Source organism: Nonomuraea sp. NPDC049421, assembly GCF_040677005.1.
Classification (GTDB): Bacteria; Actinomycetota; Actinomycetes; order Streptosporangiales; family Streptosporangiaceae; genus Nonomuraea; species Nonomuraea salmonea.
This window is the reverse complement of record NZ_JBFAQA010000027.1, coordinates 39,022-54,750: the sequence shown is the minus strand read 5'-3', so window position 1 is coordinate 54,750 and position 15,729 is coordinate 39,022. Positions and strand designations below refer to the sequence as shown.

General features: G+C 72.4%; 17 protein-coding genes. 9 read left to right on the top strand and 8 right to left on the bottom strand.

All coding sequences use genetic code 11. The features are described from left to right. Window positions 1-51: 51 nt before the first annotated feature. A complete protein-coding gene (locus tag AB0K18_RS36390) occupies window positions 52-645 on the bottom strand; it encodes a TetR/AcrR family transcriptional regulator (RefSeq protein WP_364923896.1) in 594 nt (197 codons plus the stop codon). 93 nt (window positions 646-738) lie between these two features. Between AB0K18_RS36390 and AB0K18_RS36385 the strand changes: the two genes are divergently transcribed. The 7 genes from AB0K18_RS36385 (at window position 739) to AB0K18_RS36355 (ending at window position 6,930) form a co-directional block, all read left to right on the top strand. Next, complete coding sequence (locus AB0K18_RS36385) at window positions 739-1,173, top strand: nuclear transport factor 2 family protein (RefSeq protein WP_364923893.1); 435 nt, start codon at window positions 739-741, stop codon at window positions 1,171-1,173. After that, window positions 1,170-1,988 carry an ergot alkaloid biosynthesis protein gene (locus tag AB0K18_RS36380; RefSeq protein ID WP_364923890.1) on the top strand — a complete coding sequence of 273 codons (819 nt, stop codon included), beginning with the start codon at window positions 1,170-1,172 and terminating at the stop codon, window positions 1,986-1,988. The genes AB0K18_RS36385 and AB0K18_RS36380 overlap by 4 nt, the downstream gene beginning before the upstream one ends. Before the next feature lie 140 nt (window positions 1,989-2,128). Beyond that, on the top strand, window positions 2,129-3,625 hold the full coding sequence (locus tag AB0K18_RS36375; RefSeq protein WP_364923887.1) for an ABC transporter substrate-binding protein: 1,497 nt from the start codon (window positions 2,129-2,131) through the stop codon (window positions 3,623-3,625). After that, window positions 3,625-4,584 (top strand): ABC transporter permease, encoded by a 960-nt coding sequence (locus tag AB0K18_RS36370; RefSeq protein WP_364923884.1) that lies wholly within the window; start codon window positions 3,625-3,627, stop codon window positions 4,582-4,584. Before AB0K18_RS36375 ends, AB0K18_RS36370 begins: the two co-directional genes overlap by 1 nt. Then, window positions 4,581-5,378 carry an ABC transporter permease gene (locus tag AB0K18_RS36365; protein WP_364923882.1) on the top strand — a complete coding sequence of 266 codons (798 nt, stop codon included), beginning with the start codon at window positions 4,581-4,583 and terminating at the stop codon, window positions 5,376-5,378. Before AB0K18_RS36370 ends, AB0K18_RS36365 begins: the two co-directional genes overlap by 4 nt. After that, window positions 5,375-6,181, top strand: coding sequence for an ABC transporter ATP-binding protein (locus AB0K18_RS36360; protein ID WP_364923879.1), 807 nt, complete (start codon window positions 5,375-5,377; stop codon window positions 6,179-6,181). The genes AB0K18_RS36365 and AB0K18_RS36360 overlap by 4 nt, the downstream gene beginning before the upstream one ends. Window positions 6,182-6,186: 5 nt before the next feature. Continuing rightward, window positions 6,187-6,930, top strand: a complete 744-nt coding sequence (locus tag AB0K18_RS36355) for an ABC transporter ATP-binding protein (protein WP_364924155.1) — start codon at window positions 6,187-6,189, stop codon at window positions 6,928-6,930. Window positions 6,931-6,934: 4 nt separating this feature from the next. Here the strand turns inward: AB0K18_RS36355 and AB0K18_RS36350 are convergent, their stop codons facing one another. Then, a complete protein-coding gene (locus AB0K18_RS36350; RefSeq protein ID WP_364923876.1) occupies window positions 6,935-8,965 on the bottom strand; it encodes a SpoIIE family protein phosphatase in 2,031 nt (676 codons plus the stop codon). Between the two features lie 80 nt (window positions 8,966-9,045). Next, on the bottom strand, window positions 9,046-9,762 hold the full coding sequence (locus AB0K18_RS36345) for an SDR family NAD(P)-dependent oxidoreductase (protein WP_364923873.1): 717 nt from the start codon (window positions 9,760-9,762) through the stop codon (window positions 9,046-9,048). Window positions 9,763-9,853: 91 nt separating this feature from the next. Between AB0K18_RS36345 and AB0K18_RS36340 the strand changes: the two genes are divergently transcribed. Continuing rightward, entirely contained in the window at window positions 9,854-10,477 is a 624-nt protein-coding gene (locus AB0K18_RS36340) for a helix-turn-helix domain-containing protein (protein WP_364923870.1), read from the top strand. A 165-nt stretch (window positions 10,478-10,642) separates the two neighbouring features. Continuing rightward, complete coding sequence (locus tag AB0K18_RS36335) at window positions 10,643-11,446, top strand: IclR family transcriptional regulator C-terminal domain-containing protein (RefSeq protein WP_364923868.1); 804 nt, start codon at window positions 10,643-10,645, stop codon at window positions 11,444-11,446. A gap of 88 nt (window positions 11,447-11,534) precedes the next feature. On the opposite strand, the gene AB0K18_RS36330 is transcribed toward AB0K18_RS36335, so the two are convergent. Genes AB0K18_RS36330 through AB0K18_RS36310 form a run of 5 tightly spaced genes read right to left on the bottom strand, consistent with a single transcriptional unit; the run spans window position 11,535 to window position 15,711 of the window. After that, window positions 11,535-12,491 carry a zinc-binding alcohol dehydrogenase family protein gene (locus tag AB0K18_RS36330; RefSeq protein WP_364923865.1) on the bottom strand — a complete coding sequence of 319 codons (957 nt, stop codon included), beginning with the start codon at window positions 12,489-12,491 and terminating at the stop codon, window positions 11,535-11,537. Next, window positions 12,491-12,853, bottom strand: coding sequence for a hypothetical protein (locus AB0K18_RS36325; RefSeq protein WP_364923863.1), 363 nt, complete (start codon window positions 12,851-12,853; stop codon window positions 12,491-12,493). Before AB0K18_RS36325 ends, AB0K18_RS36330 begins: the two co-directional genes overlap by 1 nt. Then, window positions 12,850-13,716 (bottom strand): extradiol ring-cleavage dioxygenase, encoded by an 867-nt coding sequence (locus AB0K18_RS36320; protein WP_364923860.1) that lies wholly within the window; start codon window positions 13,714-13,716, stop codon window positions 12,850-12,852. The genes AB0K18_RS36325 and AB0K18_RS36320 overlap by 4 nt, the downstream gene beginning before the upstream one ends. Then, entirely contained in the window at window positions 13,709-14,518 is an 810-nt protein-coding gene (locus AB0K18_RS36315) for a citryl-CoA lyase (protein WP_364923857.1), read from the bottom strand. The genes AB0K18_RS36320 and AB0K18_RS36315 overlap by 8 nt, the downstream gene beginning before the upstream one ends. Then, window positions 14,515-15,711: a CoA transferase gene (locus tag AB0K18_RS36310; protein ID WP_364923854.1), complete on the bottom strand. Its 1,197-nt coding sequence runs from the start codon at window positions 15,709-15,711 to the stop codon at window positions 14,515-14,517. The genes AB0K18_RS36315 and AB0K18_RS36310 overlap by 4 nt, the downstream gene beginning before the upstream one ends. Window positions 15,712-15,729 lie beyond the last annotated feature (18 nt).

Sequence of the window (15,729 nt, the reverse complement as noted above, 5' to 3'; positions counted from 1 at the left end):
CCCCCACCCTACAACCGGATAGCCGCTCGATTCGGATGATCGATCCGAGACTCAGGAGGTCGCGGACAGCGCGCGCAGCAGCACGTCGGTGAGATCGTCGAGGTAGGTGGGCCCGGCCTCGGCGGCGCGGACGGCGAGCCGCCAGTAGACGGGGGCGGCGATCAGGTCGAGCGCCAGGTCGATGTCGGTGTCGCGGGGCAGCTCGCCGCGCTCGACGGCGCGCAGGAAGATCTCCGCCGTACGCTCCCGCTTCGGCTCACCGACCAGGAGTCCCACGACCTCGCCCAGCTCGGGGTTGCGGACCATCTCGGCCACCAGGTCGGGCAGGATGCGCGCGAAGCGCGGGTGGGTCAGCCACTGGGTGAGGACGCCGAGTGAGGCGCGCAGGTCGCCGCGGAGCGTGCCGGTGTCGGGCACGCTGATCATGGCGATGCTGTACGCGCGGATCACCCCCATCGCCATCTCCTGCTTGGACGCCCAGCGGCGATACAGCGCGCTCTTGCCGACGCCGGCCCGTTTGGCGACCGCCTCCATCGACAGGCGGGCGTAGCCGTTCGCGGCCAGCTCGTCCAGCACGGCTTCGGTGATGGCCTCGGTGACCTGGGGCTGCAGCACGGCTGCGCCGGTGGGAGTGCGGCGGCTCATGGGGTGCAGTCTACCGATTGGACGGGACGGTACCGTCTCGTCTATGGTTCACGGCGGGACGGTACCGTATCGTCCTAATGGAGGAGGAAAACTGTGCAAGCCACCGAGCTGATCGAGCACGGCGTCGAGCTGCTGCTGGCCAAGGACATGGCGGGGTTCGCGGAGCTGTGGGCCGAGGACGGGGTGATCGAGTTCCCGTTCGCGCCCGCCGGGTATCCGCCCAGGGTGGAGGGGCGTGCGGCGATCCGGGAGTACCTGCGCGGCTACCCGGACATCTACGACATCCGGGAGGTCGTCAGGAAGGTGATCCACCGGACCGAGGACCCGGAGGTGGTGGTCGTGGAGCTGGAGGTGGCCGGGATCGTGCCGCGCAGCGGGAAGCCGTACCGGATGGGTTATGTCGCGATCGTCACCGTGCGGGACGGCGAGATCCAGCGCTACCGCGACTACTGGAACCCGTTGCAGGCCGCCGAGGCGCTGGGCGGGCTCGAGTCGTTCACGGGCGCGTTCGCGGGCGGTGCGACATGAGCGAGGTGCTGGTGATCGGCGCGACGGGGACGACGGGTTCGCGGGTGACGGCCTTCCTGCGCGAGCGCGGGGTGCCGGTCCGGCCGGCGAGCCGTAAGGGCGATCTGCCGGGGTTCGTGCGCTTCGACTGGGCGGCGCCGGAGACCCACGCCCCGGCCCTGGCGGGGGTGCGGGCCGCCTATGTGCTGCCGCCGATCGGGGTGACCGAGCCGGTGCCGCTGGTGGAGCCGTTCCTGCACGAGGCCGTACGCCAAGGGGTGCGCCGCGTGGTGCTGCTCGGCACGTCGGCGCGGCCGGAGCGGACGCCAGGGGCGGCGGCGCTGTACGACGTGGTCCGCACGGTGATGCCGGAGTGGACGGTGCTGCGCCCGTCGTGGTTCATGCAGAACTTCACCGGCGAGGCCGTCGCGCTGCGCCGCCGCGACGGCGAGCTGATCTCCGCGACGGGCGGCGGCCGGGTGGCGTTCGTGGACGCCGGCGACATCGCGGCGGTCGCCGGCCACGCCCTGACGGATCCGGTGCCGCACGACACCGACCACGTGCTGACCGGCCCGGAGACGCTCACGTATGACGAGGTGGCCGCGCTGCTCACCGAGCTGGGCGCCGGCCCGTTGCGCCACCGCCCGCTCACGCCGGACGAACTCGCCGCGCACTTCGCCGCCCACGGGATGCCCCGGGAGTTCGCCGCTCTGCTCGCCGCCCTGGACGCCGACATCGGCACCGGCACGGAGGACCGGGTGACGGACACGGTCGAACGCGTCACCGGCCGCCCGCCGCGCACCTTCCGCGCGTGGGCGGCCGACGAGCTCCGCTGAACACGAGCGCGCGACCGGACAGCCGGCCCCCGAGCGGGCCCCCGAGCGGGCCCCGCTCGGGAACCCGAGGCCCCATCGAACCCGACAAGGCGGTATATTTCGTAAACCTACTAAATTGGTAAGCAATGGTGGAGTTTACGTTGAACAGGAAGTTCGCCGGCGTCGCGGTCGCACTGGCCCTCGCACTCGCCGCGTGCGGCTCCGGCCCGGAGGACGCCTCGCCCAGCGGCCCGGCCCAGCCGGCCACGATCGAGATCGGTTCACTCTACGAGCCGCAGAACCTCGACAATACCGCCGGCGGCGGCCAGGGCATCACGGAGGCGTTCAACGGCAACGTCTACGAGGGCCTGTTCCGGCTGACCGACGCGGGCAAGGTGGAGCCGCTGCTGGCCGAGAGCCACACGGTCTCGGACGACGGCCTGACCTACACCTTCAAGCTGCGCAAGGGCGTGACGTTCCACTCGGGCAAGGCGCTGACCTCGGCCGACGTGAAGGCCGGCATCGAGCGCGTGACGGCCGGGGACTCCCAGTCGGCGCGCAAGGGCAACCTGGAGGTCATCAAGTCGGTCGAGGCGCCTGACGACGGCACGGTCGTGGTGAGGCTGAAGCACCGCTCGATCTCGCTGGTCTACAACCTGAGCTACGTGTGGGTGGTCAACGCCGACGCCAAGGACAGGGCCACCACGGCGGACGGCACGGGGCCCTACAAGCTGGGGGCGTGGAAGCGCGGCTCGACGCTCAGCCTGGAGCCCTTCCCCGGCTACTGGGGCGCCAAGCCGGCCAACGGCGGTGTCGTCTTCCACTACTTCACCGACGCGTCCGCGCTCAACAACGCGCTGCTGACCGGCGCCGTGGACGTGGTGACCAGCCAGCAGAGCCCGGACGCGCTCTCGCAGTTCGACAACAACCCGGACTACAAGGTCAGCGAGGGCAAGTCGACCACGAAGCTGCTGCTCGCGTTCAACGACCGCAAGGCGCCGTTCGACAAGCCGCAGGTGCGCAAGGCCGTCGCGGCGGCCATCGACGACGCCAAGCTGCTGGAGTCGGTGTGGGCCGGGCACGGCACGCTGATCGGCTCGATGGTGCCGCCCACCGACCCGTGGTACGAGGACCTGACCTCGCTCGACACCTACGACGTCGAGGCCGCCAAGCGTGAGCTGGCCGCGGCCGGTTACGCCAAGGGCTTCCGCTTCACCCTGGACACGCCCAACTACGACCCCCACCCGACGGCCGCCACGTTCATCAAGAGCGAGCTGGCCAAGGTCGGCGTCACCGTGGACATCAACGTCATCACCGCCGACGAGTGGTACACGAAGGTCTACAAGAACCACGACTTCGCCGCCACCCTCCAGGAGCACGTCAACGACCGCGACGTGGTCTGGTACGGCAACCCCGACTTCTACTGGGGTTACGACGAGGAGCAGGTGACGAAGTGGATCGACGAGGCCGAGCGGGCGCCGAGCGAGGCTGAGCAGACGGAGCTGCTGAAGAAGGCCAACAGGAAGATCGCCGAGGACGCCGCCGGCGACTGGCTCTACCTGTACCCGCAGATCGTGGTGGCCGCCTCCGACCTGTCGGGCTACCCGGTCAACGGGCTCAACTCGCAGTTCTACGCGTACGGGATCAAGAAGGGCTGATGGGGCGCTACCTGCTGCGCCGTACCGCGTTCCTGCTGGCTTCGCTGCTGCTGGCGGCGTCGCTGCTGTTCGTGCTGCTGCGGTTGCTGCCGGGCGACCCGGCCAACGCGCTGCTGCCGATGGGCGCGACGCCTGAGCAGATCGCGGCGGCGCGCCACGAGACCGGCTCCGACCTGCCGCTGGCGCAGCAGTACGCGGCCTGGCTGGGCGACCTCGCCCGGCTCGACCTCGGCACCTCCTACATCAGCAAGCTGCCGGTGGGCGAGGAGATCTCGGCCCGGCTGGCGGTCACGGTGCCGCTGACGCTGCTGGCGTTCGCGCTGGCGGTGGTGGTGGCGCTGCCGGTCGGGTTCGTGGCCGCGCACAAAGCGGACCGCTGGTACGGCGCGCTGCTCAGCGGCTTCTCGCAGCTCGGCATCGCGGTGCCGGTGTTCTGGATCGGGATGCTGCTGGTGACGGTGTTCGCGCTGAAGCTGCGGCTGCTGCCGGCCGGCGGTTTCCCCCGCCAGGACTGGGCGGAGCCGGGCCGCGCGCTGACCTCGCTCGCGCTACCGGTCGTCACGATCGCGCTGGTCATGTCGGCGTCGCTGATCCGGTACGTCCGCGCGGCCACGCTCGACGTGCTGAGCGCCGACTACCTGCGCACCGCGCGGGCCATGGGCGAGTCGTTCGGCGGCGCGATGTGGCGGCACGGGCTGCGCAACGCGGCGGTACCGGTCATCTCGATCCTCGGCATCGAGCTGGCGACGACGTTCCTGGGCGCGGTGGTCGTGGAGAGCGTGTTCGCGCTGCCCGGGCTCGGCACGATGCTGGTCAAGGGCATCGCCGAGCACGACTATCCGGTGATCCAGGGTGTGCTGGCGGTCAGCACGCTCACGGTGCTGGTGATCGGGTTCGCCGCCGACGTGGTGCAGCGGCTGGTCGATCCGCGGCTGCGCACCAGGCTGGGGCGCGCATGAGGAAGTCGTTCCTGACGGGCTGCGTGCTCGTCGGCCTGGTGGTGGTGGCGGCGGCGGTGTCGCTGGTGTGGCTGCCGTACGATCCGGCCGACACCTCGGGCGGGCGGCTGGCCCCGCCGGGCGGCGATCACCTGCTCGGCACCGACAAGCTGGGCCGCGACCTGCTGACCCAGCTGATGATCGGCGCCCGCATCGCGCTGGCGGCCGGCGCCGGGTCGGTGCTGCTGGGCGGGCTGCTCGGCGTGGCGGCGGGCCTGGCGGCGGGGTTCGCGACCCGCTGGCTGGACGACGCGCTGGCCGCGGTGCTCGACGCCCTCATCGCCTTCCCGACGCTGCTGCTGGCCATGCTGGTGGTGGCGGTGCGCGAGGCGTCGCTCGGCTCGGCGATCCTGGCCATCGGCCTCGCCATGTCGGCGGTGGTGGCCCGGCTGACGCGGGTGCTGGTCAAGCGGGTGCTCTCCCAGGACTACATCACGGCCGCGCGCACCTCGGGCAGCTCGTGGCCGCGGGTGATCGCCGAGCACGTGCTGCCGAACATCTGGCCGACGCTCCTGGTGAACCTGGCCCTCCAGCTCGGCCTGGCGGTGCTGGCCGAGGCGTCGCTGTCGTACCTGGGGCTCGGCCCGCCTCCGCCGAACGCCTCGTGGGGGCGGCTGCTGCAGGAGGCGCAGGCCACGGTACTGACGGCGCCGGTCGGCGCGATCGCGCCTGGCGTGCTGCTGGTGGTGCTGGTCATCGGCGCGAACCTGCTCGCCGACGGGCTGCGCGACCTGGGCGGAGGGAGGTCCCGATGAGCGAGCTGCTGGCGGTGGAGCAGCTGTCCGTACGCCGCTCCGACGGCCACGAGCTGATCCGCGACCTGTCGTTCACCCTCGCGCCCGGCGAGCGGCTCGGCCTGATCGGCGAGTCCGGCTCGGGCAAGTCGCTGACCGCGCTGGCCGTGCTGGGGCTGCTGCCGCCCGGCCTGACCGCGCACGGCAGCGTGCTGCTGTCGGGCACGCAGGTCATCGGCGCGCCCGGAAGGCGGCTCGGAAGGCGGCTCGACCGGCTGCGCGGCCAGGCGGCGGCCGTCGTCTTCCAGGAGCCGCTCACCGCGCTCGACCCGCTGATGCGCGTCGGCAGGCAGGTGGCGGGGCCGATCCGGCGGCGGCGAGGGCTGCGCGGCGCCGCGCTGCGCTCGGCGGTGCTGGCCGCGCTGGAGGAGGTGGCCCTGCCCGAGCGGGTCGCGCGGGCGTACCCGCACGAGATCTCCGGCGGGCAGCGGCAGCGGGCGGCGATCGCGATGGCGCTGGCCTGCGAGCCCGCGCTGCTGATCGCCGACGAGCCGACCACGGCGCTGGACGTCACCGTGCAGGCCGAGGTGCTGGCGCTGCTGGACCGGCTGATCGCGGCCAGGGACATGGCGCTGCTGTTCATCGGGCACGACCTGGCGGTGGTCGCGGGCGTCGCGGACCGGCTGATCGTGCTCAAGGAGGGCTCCGCGGTGGAGTCGGGAAGGACGCGGGACATCGTGCGCGAACCGGGCCACCCCTACACCCGGTCCCTGGTGGACAGCGCCAGGGAGCTGGAGGCCGAGCTGGATCGGATGGCGCCGTGACGATCATGGAGGCGCGCGACGTCGGCTACGCCTACCGGGGCGGGGCGGCGGTGCTGTCCGGGGTGTCGGTCGAGGTGACGCGGGGGCGCAACCTCGCGATCGTCGGCGAGTCGGGCGCGGGCAAGACGACGCTGCTGCGGCTGCTGCTCGGCCTGGCGCGGCCGACGTCGGGGCAGGTGCTGTTCGACGGGCGGCCGGTGACGTCCACGCGGGACAGGGAGTTCCGGCGGGCCGTGCAGCCGGTGTTCCAGGATCCGTACTCGTCGCTGGACCCCCGCCAGCGCGTGCGCAGGATCGTCTCGGAGCCGCTGCGGGCGCTGCGCGCCTGCCCGCGCGACGAGATCGGCGACCGGGTGGCGGAGGCGCTGCGCGCGGTCGGGCTGCCCGCCGACGCGGCCGAGCGTTACCCGCACGAGTTCTCCGGCGGGCAGCGGCAGCGGGTCGCGATCGCCAGGGCCATCGTGTGCGAGCCCCGGGTGCTGCTGGCCGACGAGCCGGTCAGCGCGCTGGACGTGTCGACCCGGGTGCGGGTGGTGGAGCTGCTGAAACAGCTCAGCGCCGACCGGGACCTGACGGTCGTGATGGTCTCGCACGACCTGGCCGTGGTGGCCGCGTTGTGCCAGGAGATCGCGGTCATCGAGAAGGGCTCCATCGCCGAACGCGGCGCCGCCTCCGACGTGCTGGGCGCGCCGTCGCATCCGTACACGCGGCGGCTGGTCGAGAGCGTGCCGAGGCTGAGCAGGTACTGACGCCTCAGCGGTCGGGCGGCAGGCGCAGCGCGATGACCGCGATGTCGTCGAGCCCGGTCGTCGGCAGGCCGCTGAGCACCTGGTCGCAGAAGCGTTCCACGGGGCAGCGGGCGAGCGAGCCGGCCAGGAGGCGCAGCCGTTCGAGCCCGTCGTCGAGGTTCTCGCCGGGCCGCTCGATGAGGCCGTCGGTGTAGAAGAGCACCGTGGAGCCGGGCGGCAGCGGCTCGACCGTGGAGCGGCAGCCGTCCTCGTTGGGGATGCCGAGCAGCGGGTTGACGCAGCTCTCCAGGAAGCGGCCGGTGCCGTCCTCGGTGACCAGCAGCGGCGGCGGGTGGCCGGCGACCGCGTAGTTGAGCTGGTGGCGGCCGCCGTACTCCTCGATCCTGGCCAGCGCGCAGGTGGCGGTCACCTCGTACGAGAGCGAGCCCATGGCGATGTTGAGCCGGGTGAGGATCTCCCCCGGCGGCTCGCACCGGTCCATGGCGAGGGCCCGCAGCATGTTGCGGAGCTGGCTCATGGTGACGGCGGCGCCGAGGTCGTGGCCGGCGACGTCGCCGATGGCCATGACGGGGACGCCGTCCGGGAGGATGAACGAGTCGTACCAGTCGCCGCCGATCTCGGCCGCGGCCGGGCTGGCCCGGTAGCGGGCCTCGATGCGCAGGCCGGCCAGCTTCGGCGGCGCGGCGAGCAGGCTGTGCTGCAGGGCCAGCGCGATCTGCTGGGTGCGCTGGAAGCGGATGGCGCTGCTGAGCGCGTCGTGCGCGTGGTCGAACATGCGGCTCAGCAGCGCGGCGTCCGCCCGGCTGATCGGTGGGCGGTCGCAGCAGGTCATCAACGTCACGACGGCCGGGACCACGCCGTCCACCACGACGGGCAGCACGAGCAGGCTGTTGGCCTTGTTCGCCACCATCCACTGCTGCGACCAGGACGGCGCCAGGCCGGGCGGCGGGCAGCCGGGCGGGAACCTCTTCGCCAGCGGCCGCCGCCGCCGCGCCGCCTGCACGAGCGCGTTGTCCGGCGGCAACCGCTCCTCGCTGTACGGCGGCAGCCGGTGCAGCCCCGGCCGGGCGGCCGTGGCGACCCGCTCGACCACGAACGGCGCCCCGCCGTGCTGCTCGCCGGTGAGGTCGGTGACGAGGTGCACCCCGCAGCCGTCGGCGATCTCCGGCACGATGACGGCGGCGACCGCGCCGAGCATCTCCTCCAGGTTGGTCAGGTCGGCCGTGGCCGCGGCGGCGCGGTCGAGCAGCTGCTGGGCGCGCTGCTCCTGCCACTGCTGCTCGACGTCGGCGCAGGTGCCCACCCACTCGACCAGCCGGCCGTGCTCCTTGATGGGCACACCTTTGACCTCGAAGTGCCGGTAGGAGCCGTCGGCGGTGCGCAGCCGGTAGGCGTGCTCCCACATCTCCGTCGTGGCGACGGCGTTCTCCCAGGACGCCACCGTGGCCTCGCAGTCGTCGGGGTGCACCATCTTCAGCCAGCCGCGCCCCTGGTAGTCCTCCCACGGCTGTCCCGTCACCCGCTCCCAGCTCGCGCTGTGCTCGATGACGTCCCCCGTCGGCCCGGCCACCCAGAAGATCTGGGCACTGACCTGCATGAGGCTCTGGTAGCGGCGCAGGATGTGGCTGCGCTCGTTGGCGAGGGCCTGCACCTGCTGCGCGACCGTGATCTGGTCGGTGACCTCCAGCGTGACCACCAGCACGCCGCGCTCGCCCGACCCGAACGACAGCCGTGACAGGCTGGAGGTGAAGAACCGGTCCTCCTCGTCGGTGCTGGCCGGCGCGGCGGTGAGCACGACGGGCTCGCCGGTGGCGTAGACCTGGTCGAACAGCTCGCGGTAGTGCTGCCGGTAGTCGTCGGCGAACAACTTGGGCAGCGGCGAGCCGATCGGGCGGTCGCCGAACTGCGCCCGATACGTGGCGTTGGTGTAGACGAGCTGATGATTCGCCCCTCGCGTCACCGCCACGCCGACGGGTGCCGGGTCCAGCACGTCGAACGACAGCCCGCTGGTATCGCGATCACACTCATCCCCCATCGTGACCTCCCCCGATGGCCACATCTCCCCTCATGCCTACCCGTGTCGGGACCGCGCGGAACGCCCTTTTCGCCGGTCCGTCAGAGGGCGCTGAAGGTCTCTTCCGCGCGGTCCCGCTTCGTGAACAGCTCCCAGGCCACCCCGGCGATGACGTCCGGGTCGAGGGTGTGACCGCTCAGGCCGCCGAAGCGCTCAGGGGCGGCGGCGATCTGCCGGTGGATGTCGCCGCGCTCGACCACCCCGCCGATCGTCACGCTGCCGGCGTAGACGCCCTGCGCGGCGAGGGCGGCGTTGAGCGTCAGCGCGTACGTGCGCAGCGCCGCGGCGGCCGGTGCCAGCGCGCCGAGCGGCGGCATGGGCAGGACGGCGCTGAGCCCGCCGGCGTACAGCAGCCCGCCCTCGCCCCTTTCCACCATGCCGGGCAGCACGTGGCCGGTGACGTCGATGGCCGCGTACGCGGTGGCCATCGCCTGCCTGACGTCGTCGGAGGTGGTCTCGGTGATCGGCTCCGGCACCCGGCTGACGTCGGTGGCGCCGGGGCCGTAGTAGAGCAGGTCGATCGGGCCGAACCTGGCGGTGATCTCGTCGAGGGCCGCCAGGGCGCGCTCGCGGTCGTACACGTCGGCGGCGAAGGCGGCGGCCTCGACGCCCGCTTCGGCGAGGGCGGCGACGTAGGCGGGGTGGCGGTCGGGCGAGCGGGAGATCAGGGCGACGGCGTAGCCCTCCCTGCCGAAGCGGTGGGCCATGGACATGCCGAGGCCGGGGCCGGCTCCGATGACGACGGCGGTCTTGCGCACGGTTCCTCCAGAAAAAGTTGAGGGGTTCCTCAAGTTGGACCGACCGTATCACGAAACTTGAGGGTCAGCTCACTTTCGTATGATGGGAGGCATGGCAGCCGGACCTAAGCCGCTGCGGTCTGATGCCGCGCGCAACCGCGACAAGCTCCTGGTCGCGGCCACGGAGATCTTCGCCGACCGCGGCATCGACGCTCCTCTCGAACACATCGCCCGCCGCGCCGGCGTCAGCATCGGCACCCTCTACAACCACTTCCCGACCCGCGAGGCGCTGCTGGCGGAGGTCCTGCCGCAGCAGCTCGCCGCACTCGAGCGCATCTCCGCCGACGCCATGGCCGAGCCCGACCCGTGGGACGGGTTCGTGGTGTTCCTGGAGGGGCTGTTCACCCTGCAGTCGCAGGACCAGATGCTCAACGACGCGCTGACCCAGGGCTTCACGCTGGCCACCGACGTGAGCCAGGCGTGCCACCAGGGCTTCATCGACGCCGAGCGGATCATCGCGCGGGCCCAGGAGGCCGGGCGGCTGCGCGCCGACTTCACCATGTCCGACCTGGTCACCCTGATCTGGGCGATGTCGCAGGTCATCCGCGAGTCGATGGACAGCGCACCGGGCACCTGGCGGCGCGTGCTGTCCTTCTTCCTCGACGGGCTGCGTGCCGAGGCCGCCCATCCGCTGCTGCCCGGAGCGCCCTCCGTTGCGACGGACAACCGTCCGTAGAACGACCACTTGGCAACGCCGGCGTCACTTCCCCCGTACGCTGGACCCTGTCGGCGCGGCTGGCGCGGGCACCGCTATGCTCACCCCGGCCGCCGCTGTGCGGACATCCGGCCGCGACGGTCTAGAGTCGGGTCCTGCGGGACCCCGACGCAGGGAGGCGTTTCCATGGCACGTGCTGACACCGGCCCCGACTTCATCGAGGCGCTCGCACGCGGCCTCGACGTCATCAGGGTGTTCCAGCCGGGCCGGCCGGTCATGTCGCTGACCGAGGTGGCCACCGCCGCCGGGCTCGCCAGGCCCACCGCCCGCCGCATCCTGCTCACCCTGCAGGAGCTCGGCTACGCCCGCAGCGAGCCGCGCGGCTACGCGCTGACGCCGCGGGTGCTGGAGCTGGGCGTCTCCTACGTGCGGTCGATGGGGCTGTGGGAGGTGGCGAGGCCGCACATGGAGCGGCTGGTGGAGCAGACGCGCGAGTCCTGCTCCATCGCCCAGCTCGACGGCTCCGACATCGTGTACGTCGCCCGCGTCGCCGTCCCCAAGATCGTCACCCTGTCGGTGCAGATCGGCACCCGCTTCCCCGCGCTGCAGACGTCGCTCGGCAAGGTGCTGCTGGCCGCGCTGCCACCCGAGGAGGTCGATCGGGTGCTGGCCGAGCCCAGCCGCTCCGGCGTCGAGCCGCGCTGGCGTCCCGGCGTGACCGAGCGGGACGCCGCGCTGCGCGAGGTCAGGGCCAAAGGGTGGGCACTGACCGACGAGGAGCTGGCGCTCGGCATCCGCAGTGTGGCGGCGCCGCTGCGCGACGGGCTCGGCAACGTGATCGCCGCCATCAACGTCAACGCCCACGCCGCCGAGACCTCGGTCGAGCGCCTGGCCGAAGGGCACCTGCCGTTGCTCCTCAAGACGGCCGGCGCGATCAGCGCCGACTGGGCCGCCTACGAAGGCGTCCCCCACGCCACCATGACCTCCTAGGCGCCCGCCCGCCGGGCCGGCCTGACCTGAGGGTGAGGGCCGCCCCGGCGGTGGCGTCGGGGTGTGGGCCGGTCCGGGCGGCCACCTGTCAGGGTGGGGTGAGGACGAGGCGGCCGGCGGTCGTTCCCGCGCTCTGGCGTTCCCAGGCCGAGGCGACCTCCTCCAGCGGCACCGCCTCGTGGTCCACGTGGAGCCGGCCCGATGCCGCCAGCTCCGCGACCTTCGCCACGGCGGCGGCCCGCTGTTCCCTGGTCAGCTCGTTGTTGGTGTAGCCGAGCAGGCGCAGCGAGCGGCTGCGCAGCGTGGCGGAGTCGAGCGGGGAGGTCTCGCCGGCCGAGCCGCCCAGGTTGACCAGGCGTCCGTGCGGGCGCAGCACGCGGAGGGCGGCGGCGGCCGGGGCGCCGAAGAGGGGGTCGAGGACCAGGTCGAGCGGGCCGTCGCAGGCGGCCGACAGGCGGTGCGTCAGCTCGGCCACGTCGTCGGTGTCGAGCGCGACGACGGCGTCCGCGCCGGCCTTCTCGGCGCGTTCCCGCCCGGCGGCCGAGCGGGCGGCGGCCACGACCCGGCGCGCGCCGGCGACCCTGGCGAGCTGCACGGCGGCCTGCCCGACCACGCCGCCCGCGCCCAGCACCAGCACCTGCTCCCCGGCGGCCAGCTCACCGCGCCAGGTCAGCGCCTGGTACGCGGCCACCGCCGACAGCCCGAGCGCCGCCACGGCGACGGGGTCGGCGCCACCGGGCAGCTCGACGACATCTCCGGCGGGCACGCAGGCCAGCTCCGCCATGCTCCCGTCGCCCGGCGCCATCCCGGCCGGCGTGGGGAACCACACCAGCCGCCCGTCCACCGTCCCGACCCCCTGCACGCCGGGGACGTACGGCGTCGCGGGCGCCCCGAAGTAGGAGGCCCCGCCCGCGCACAGCAGGTCGAGCGGCGTGATCGGCGCGGCGAGCACCCGCACGAGCAGCTCTCCCGCCCCCGGTGAGGGGTCGGGCCGGTCGGCCCAGCGCGGCGGCCGGCCGCACGTGTCGATCTGCGCGGCCCGCATCAGGTGGCGATGTCCGGATACGGCAACTGGTGGTGCGCGAGCCGCTGCGCGTACTCCAGCTGGAAGCCCAGCGGCTCGCCGTAGTCGCGCTCGAACATCGCGATGAACAGCGTCAAGGTGAGGAACGGGTGCGCGCCCAGCTCGAACAGCTTGGGGTAGTCGTGGCCGGCCAGCGCCTCACGTTCGGTGTCGTCGAAGCGCAGCCACGTGGACGACTCGCCGGAGTGGCAGCCGAGGATGCGGTTGGCGTACTCGGCCTCCCACCACTCGACGGTGGCGCGGGGCTGCTCGCGGTAACGCTCGACCAGTTCGGGGTCGCGATCGACGGTGAAGAGGAACTTGTTCAGCAGGTACTTGCTCATGCGCGGCCGCCTCCGTTCGGGTACCAGGTGAAGTACGCCTCCATGGTGTGGAACAGGTCGTAGGTGTCCACGTAGTCGGCCTTGCGGCCCTCCCCGGCGACCCCCATCATCAGCATGAAGTCCATGAAGCCGTGGGTGGCGTTGCCCGGGTTCCACAGGCTGTCGAGGGTGACCTCCGACAGGCAGCCCTCGATGTCGCCGGTGGAGATCCACTCGACGGCCTTGCGGTCGAACTCGGGGTCGGGCCCGTGCGGGCCGAACTGGCGCGGGCCGCCCAGCTCCAGCGACAGGTGCCCGGTGCCGATGACCGCCACCCGCTGGTCGCCCGGCCACGACTCGACCAGCTCGCGGATGGCCTGGCCGAGCTGGATGAAGCGCTTCGGCCGCGGCAGCGGCGGGGCGAAGATGTTGGTGTAGACGGGCACGATCGGCAGGTCGTTCTGCGGGCGCAGCGTGATGATCGGGCACGTGATGGAGTGGTCGATCCGCAGCTCGTTGGAGAAGGCGAGGTCGAAGCCCATGTCCATGCCGCCGCGCAGCAGGTGCGCCGACAGGTCCTCCTGGCCCTGGAAGAGCATGCGGGGCAGGCCGAACTCGCGTTCCTCGTTGTAGAAGTTCGCGTCGTAGAAGGGGGCCTTGCCGACCAGGAACTGCGGCATGTTGTCCAGCCAGAACTGGTGGAAGTGGTCGGAGCCGACCATGACGAGGACGTCGGGGTTCGCCCGCGTCAGGGTCTCGCGGAAGGCTTCGACCTTGCGTACCCACTCGTCGGCGAACGGCGGCCGGTCCTCCCCCGTCGAGGTGGAGGCGCGGTAGTAGAACGGGTGGTGGGTCGACGCGATCACCGCGACGAGTTCAGCCATGCGAACCTCCGTAGGGCTCGGGGTCGATGGGCCGGTTGTTGAGGTCCACCGACAGGAAGATGTCGTTGGCGACGGGGTTGCGCAGCTCCTCGGCGAGCTGCCCGATGAGCCCCGCGGTCCTGGCCAGCAGGGCGAACGCGCGCAGCAGCTCCAGGGGCAGGCCGAGGTCGGCGAGCGCGGCGCCGCACACCCCCGCGCCGTTGAGCGGCAGGGTGCGGCCGAGCACCCGGGGGTGCACGCGGCCGATCGCGGCGAACAGCGACAGGTGGGGGCCGTAGAGGCCCTCTTCCGCGGCGATCTCGAACAGCCTGGGCGTGCGCGGGTCGCCGTCCTTGTGCACGTGGTGGCCAAGGCCGGGGATGAGCTTGCGCTCCTCGCGGCGGGCTCGCACGGTGCCCAGGGCGAGGGCGTCCCAGCCGGCGTCGTCGGCCGGCAGCGGGTCGCCGTGCTCCTGGATCATGTCGTTCAGGAAGCGGCCGCAGTCCTCGGTGACGCCGAGGAAGCGTGAGCCGCCGCCGAGCAGCCCCGCCGCCAGCGCCCCCTGGACGGAGTCGGGCGCCGACAGGTACGTCAGCCGCGTCACGATCGCGGTCGGCGTGAACCCGTGGTCGGCCAGCGCGGCCAGCACCGCCTCGAAGACGCGTACCTCGCCGGGCGACGGGCGGCGCTGGGTGGCCAGCCAGAACGCCAGCTCGCCGAAGCCCACCTCACCCATGACGTCGCCGGCCAGATCCTGCCCGAGCAGGGTGATCGTCTTCAGCGACGACGCTCCGAGCGCCGTCGGGTAGTCGCGCTCGCTCACGCCCGCTCCTCCTCTTCCTCGCCGGCCCCGGTGAGCCACTTGCGCAGCTCCGTTCCGTGCTCGTCGAGCTCCGGTGGCGGCAGCGTATAGCCGACCGGCGTCTCGGAGAACCTGATGGGGTTACGGGTGGTCGGCACCGCCCGCTCGCCCTCGCCGACCTCGACCACCGGGTCCAGCCCGAACCGCTCGGCCATCGCGAACCCGCCGTCGATGGTCTGGATGGGACCGCTCGGCACGCCGGCCTCGACCAGCAGCTCGAACCACTCGACGGCGCCCCTCGTGGCCAGCCGCTCGACGAGGATGGGGCGCAGCTCGTCTCGGTTGGCGGTGCGGTCGGCGTTGCGGGCGTAGCGCGGGTCGTCGGCGATCTCGGGGATGCCGAGCACCTCGCACAGCTTGCGGAACTGGCCGTCGTTCGCGGCGGTGACGATCAGGTCGTCGTCGGCGGTGGGCAGCGGCTCGTACGGGAACACGCTCGGGTGCGCGTTGCCCATCCGGAACGGCACCTCCCCGCCCGCCACGTACGCGGAGCTGTGGTTGACCAGCCCGGTCAGCGCCGAGGACAGCAGGTTGATCTCGACGTGCTGCCCGCGCCCGGTGGCGTCGCGGTGCCGCAGCGCGGCCAGGATCCCGATGACGGCGTGGTTGCCCGCCATGACGTCGAAAACGGAGATGCCGGCCCGGTACGGCGGCCCGTCGGGCTCGCCGGTGAGGCTCATCAGGCCGGAGATGGCCTGCACCATGAGGTCGTAGCCGGGCACGCGGGCGCCCTTGCCGGAGCCGAACCCGCTGATGGAGGCGTAGACGACGCCCGGGTTGGCGGACGTGACGGCGTCGTAGTCGAGCCCGTACTTGGCCAGCCCGCCGGGCCGGAAGTTCTCGATGAGCACGTCGGCGCGCCTGGCCAGCTCCCTGGCCACCTCGGCGTCGCCCTCGTCGCGCAGGTCGAGCGCGATCGAGCGCTTGCCCCGGTTGACGCCCAGGTAGTAGGTGGACACCTCGCCCCGGGTGGGCGGCATCCAGCCTCGGGTGTCGTCGCCCTTGGGGCCCTCGACCTTGACGACGTCGGCGCCCAGGTCGGCCAGCAGCATCGTGGCGTACGGGCCGGCCAGGATCCGGGAGAAGTCGGCCACCAGGACGCCGGACAGCGGCCCGCCCCCCGCCGGCCCGTTCGTTGCGGCGTCTGCTGTCATCCGGTCTTCCCTTCGTTC

What these genes read in the sequence shown, in the direction of transcription:
- AB0K18_RS36390 (WP_364923896.1), bottom strand. Translation starts at nt 645, where the DNA reads ATGAGCCGCCGCACTCCCACCGGCGCAGCCGTGCTGCAGCCCCAGGTC.
- AB0K18_RS36380 (WP_364923890.1), top strand. Translation starts at nt 1,170, where the DNA reads ATGAGCGAGGTGCTGGTGATCGGCGCGACGGGGACGACGGGTTCGCGG.
- AB0K18_RS36370 (WP_364923884.1), top strand. Translation starts at nt 3,625, where the DNA reads ATGGGGCGCTACCTGCTGCGCCGTACCGCGTTCCTGCTGGCTTCGCTG.
- AB0K18_RS36365 (WP_364923882.1), top strand. Translation starts at nt 4,581, where the DNA reads ATGAGGAAGTCGTTCCTGACGGGCTGCGTGCTCGTCGGCCTGGTGGTG.
- AB0K18_RS36360 (WP_364923879.1), top strand. Translation starts at nt 5,375, where the DNA reads ATGAGCGAGCTGCTGGCGGTGGAGCAGCTGTCCGTACGCCGCTCCGAC.
- AB0K18_RS36355 (WP_364924155.1), top strand. Translation starts at nt 6,187, where the DNA reads ATGGAGGCGCGCGACGTCGGCTACGCCTACCGGGGCGGGGCGGCGGTG.
- AB0K18_RS36350 (WP_364923876.1), bottom strand. Translation starts at nt 8,965, where the DNA reads ATGGGGGATGAGTGTGATCGCGATACCAGCGGGCTGTCGTTCGACGTG.
- AB0K18_RS36340 (WP_364923870.1), top strand. Translation starts at nt 9,854, where the DNA reads ATGGCAGCCGGACCTAAGCCGCTGCGGTCTGATGCCGCGCGCAACCGC.
- AB0K18_RS36335 (WP_364923868.1), top strand. Translation starts at nt 10,643, where the DNA reads ATGGCACGTGCTGACACCGGCCCCGACTTCATCGAGGCGCTCGCACGC.
- AB0K18_RS36330 (WP_364923865.1), bottom strand. Translation starts at nt 12,491, where the DNA reads ATGCGGGCCGCGCAGATCGACACGTGCGGCCGGCCGCCGCGCTGGGCC.
- AB0K18_RS36325 (WP_364923863.1), bottom strand. Translation starts at nt 12,853, where the DNA reads ATGAGCAAGTACCTGCTGAACAAGTTCCTCTTCACCGTCGATCGCGAC.
- AB0K18_RS36320 (WP_364923860.1), bottom strand. Translation starts at nt 13,716, where the DNA reads ATGGCTGAACTCGTCGCGGTGATCGCGTCGACCCACCACCCGTTCTAC.
- AB0K18_RS36310 (WP_364923854.1), bottom strand. Translation starts at nt 15,711, where the DNA reads ATGACAGCAGACGCCGCAACGAACGGGCCGGCGGGGGGCGGGCCGCTG.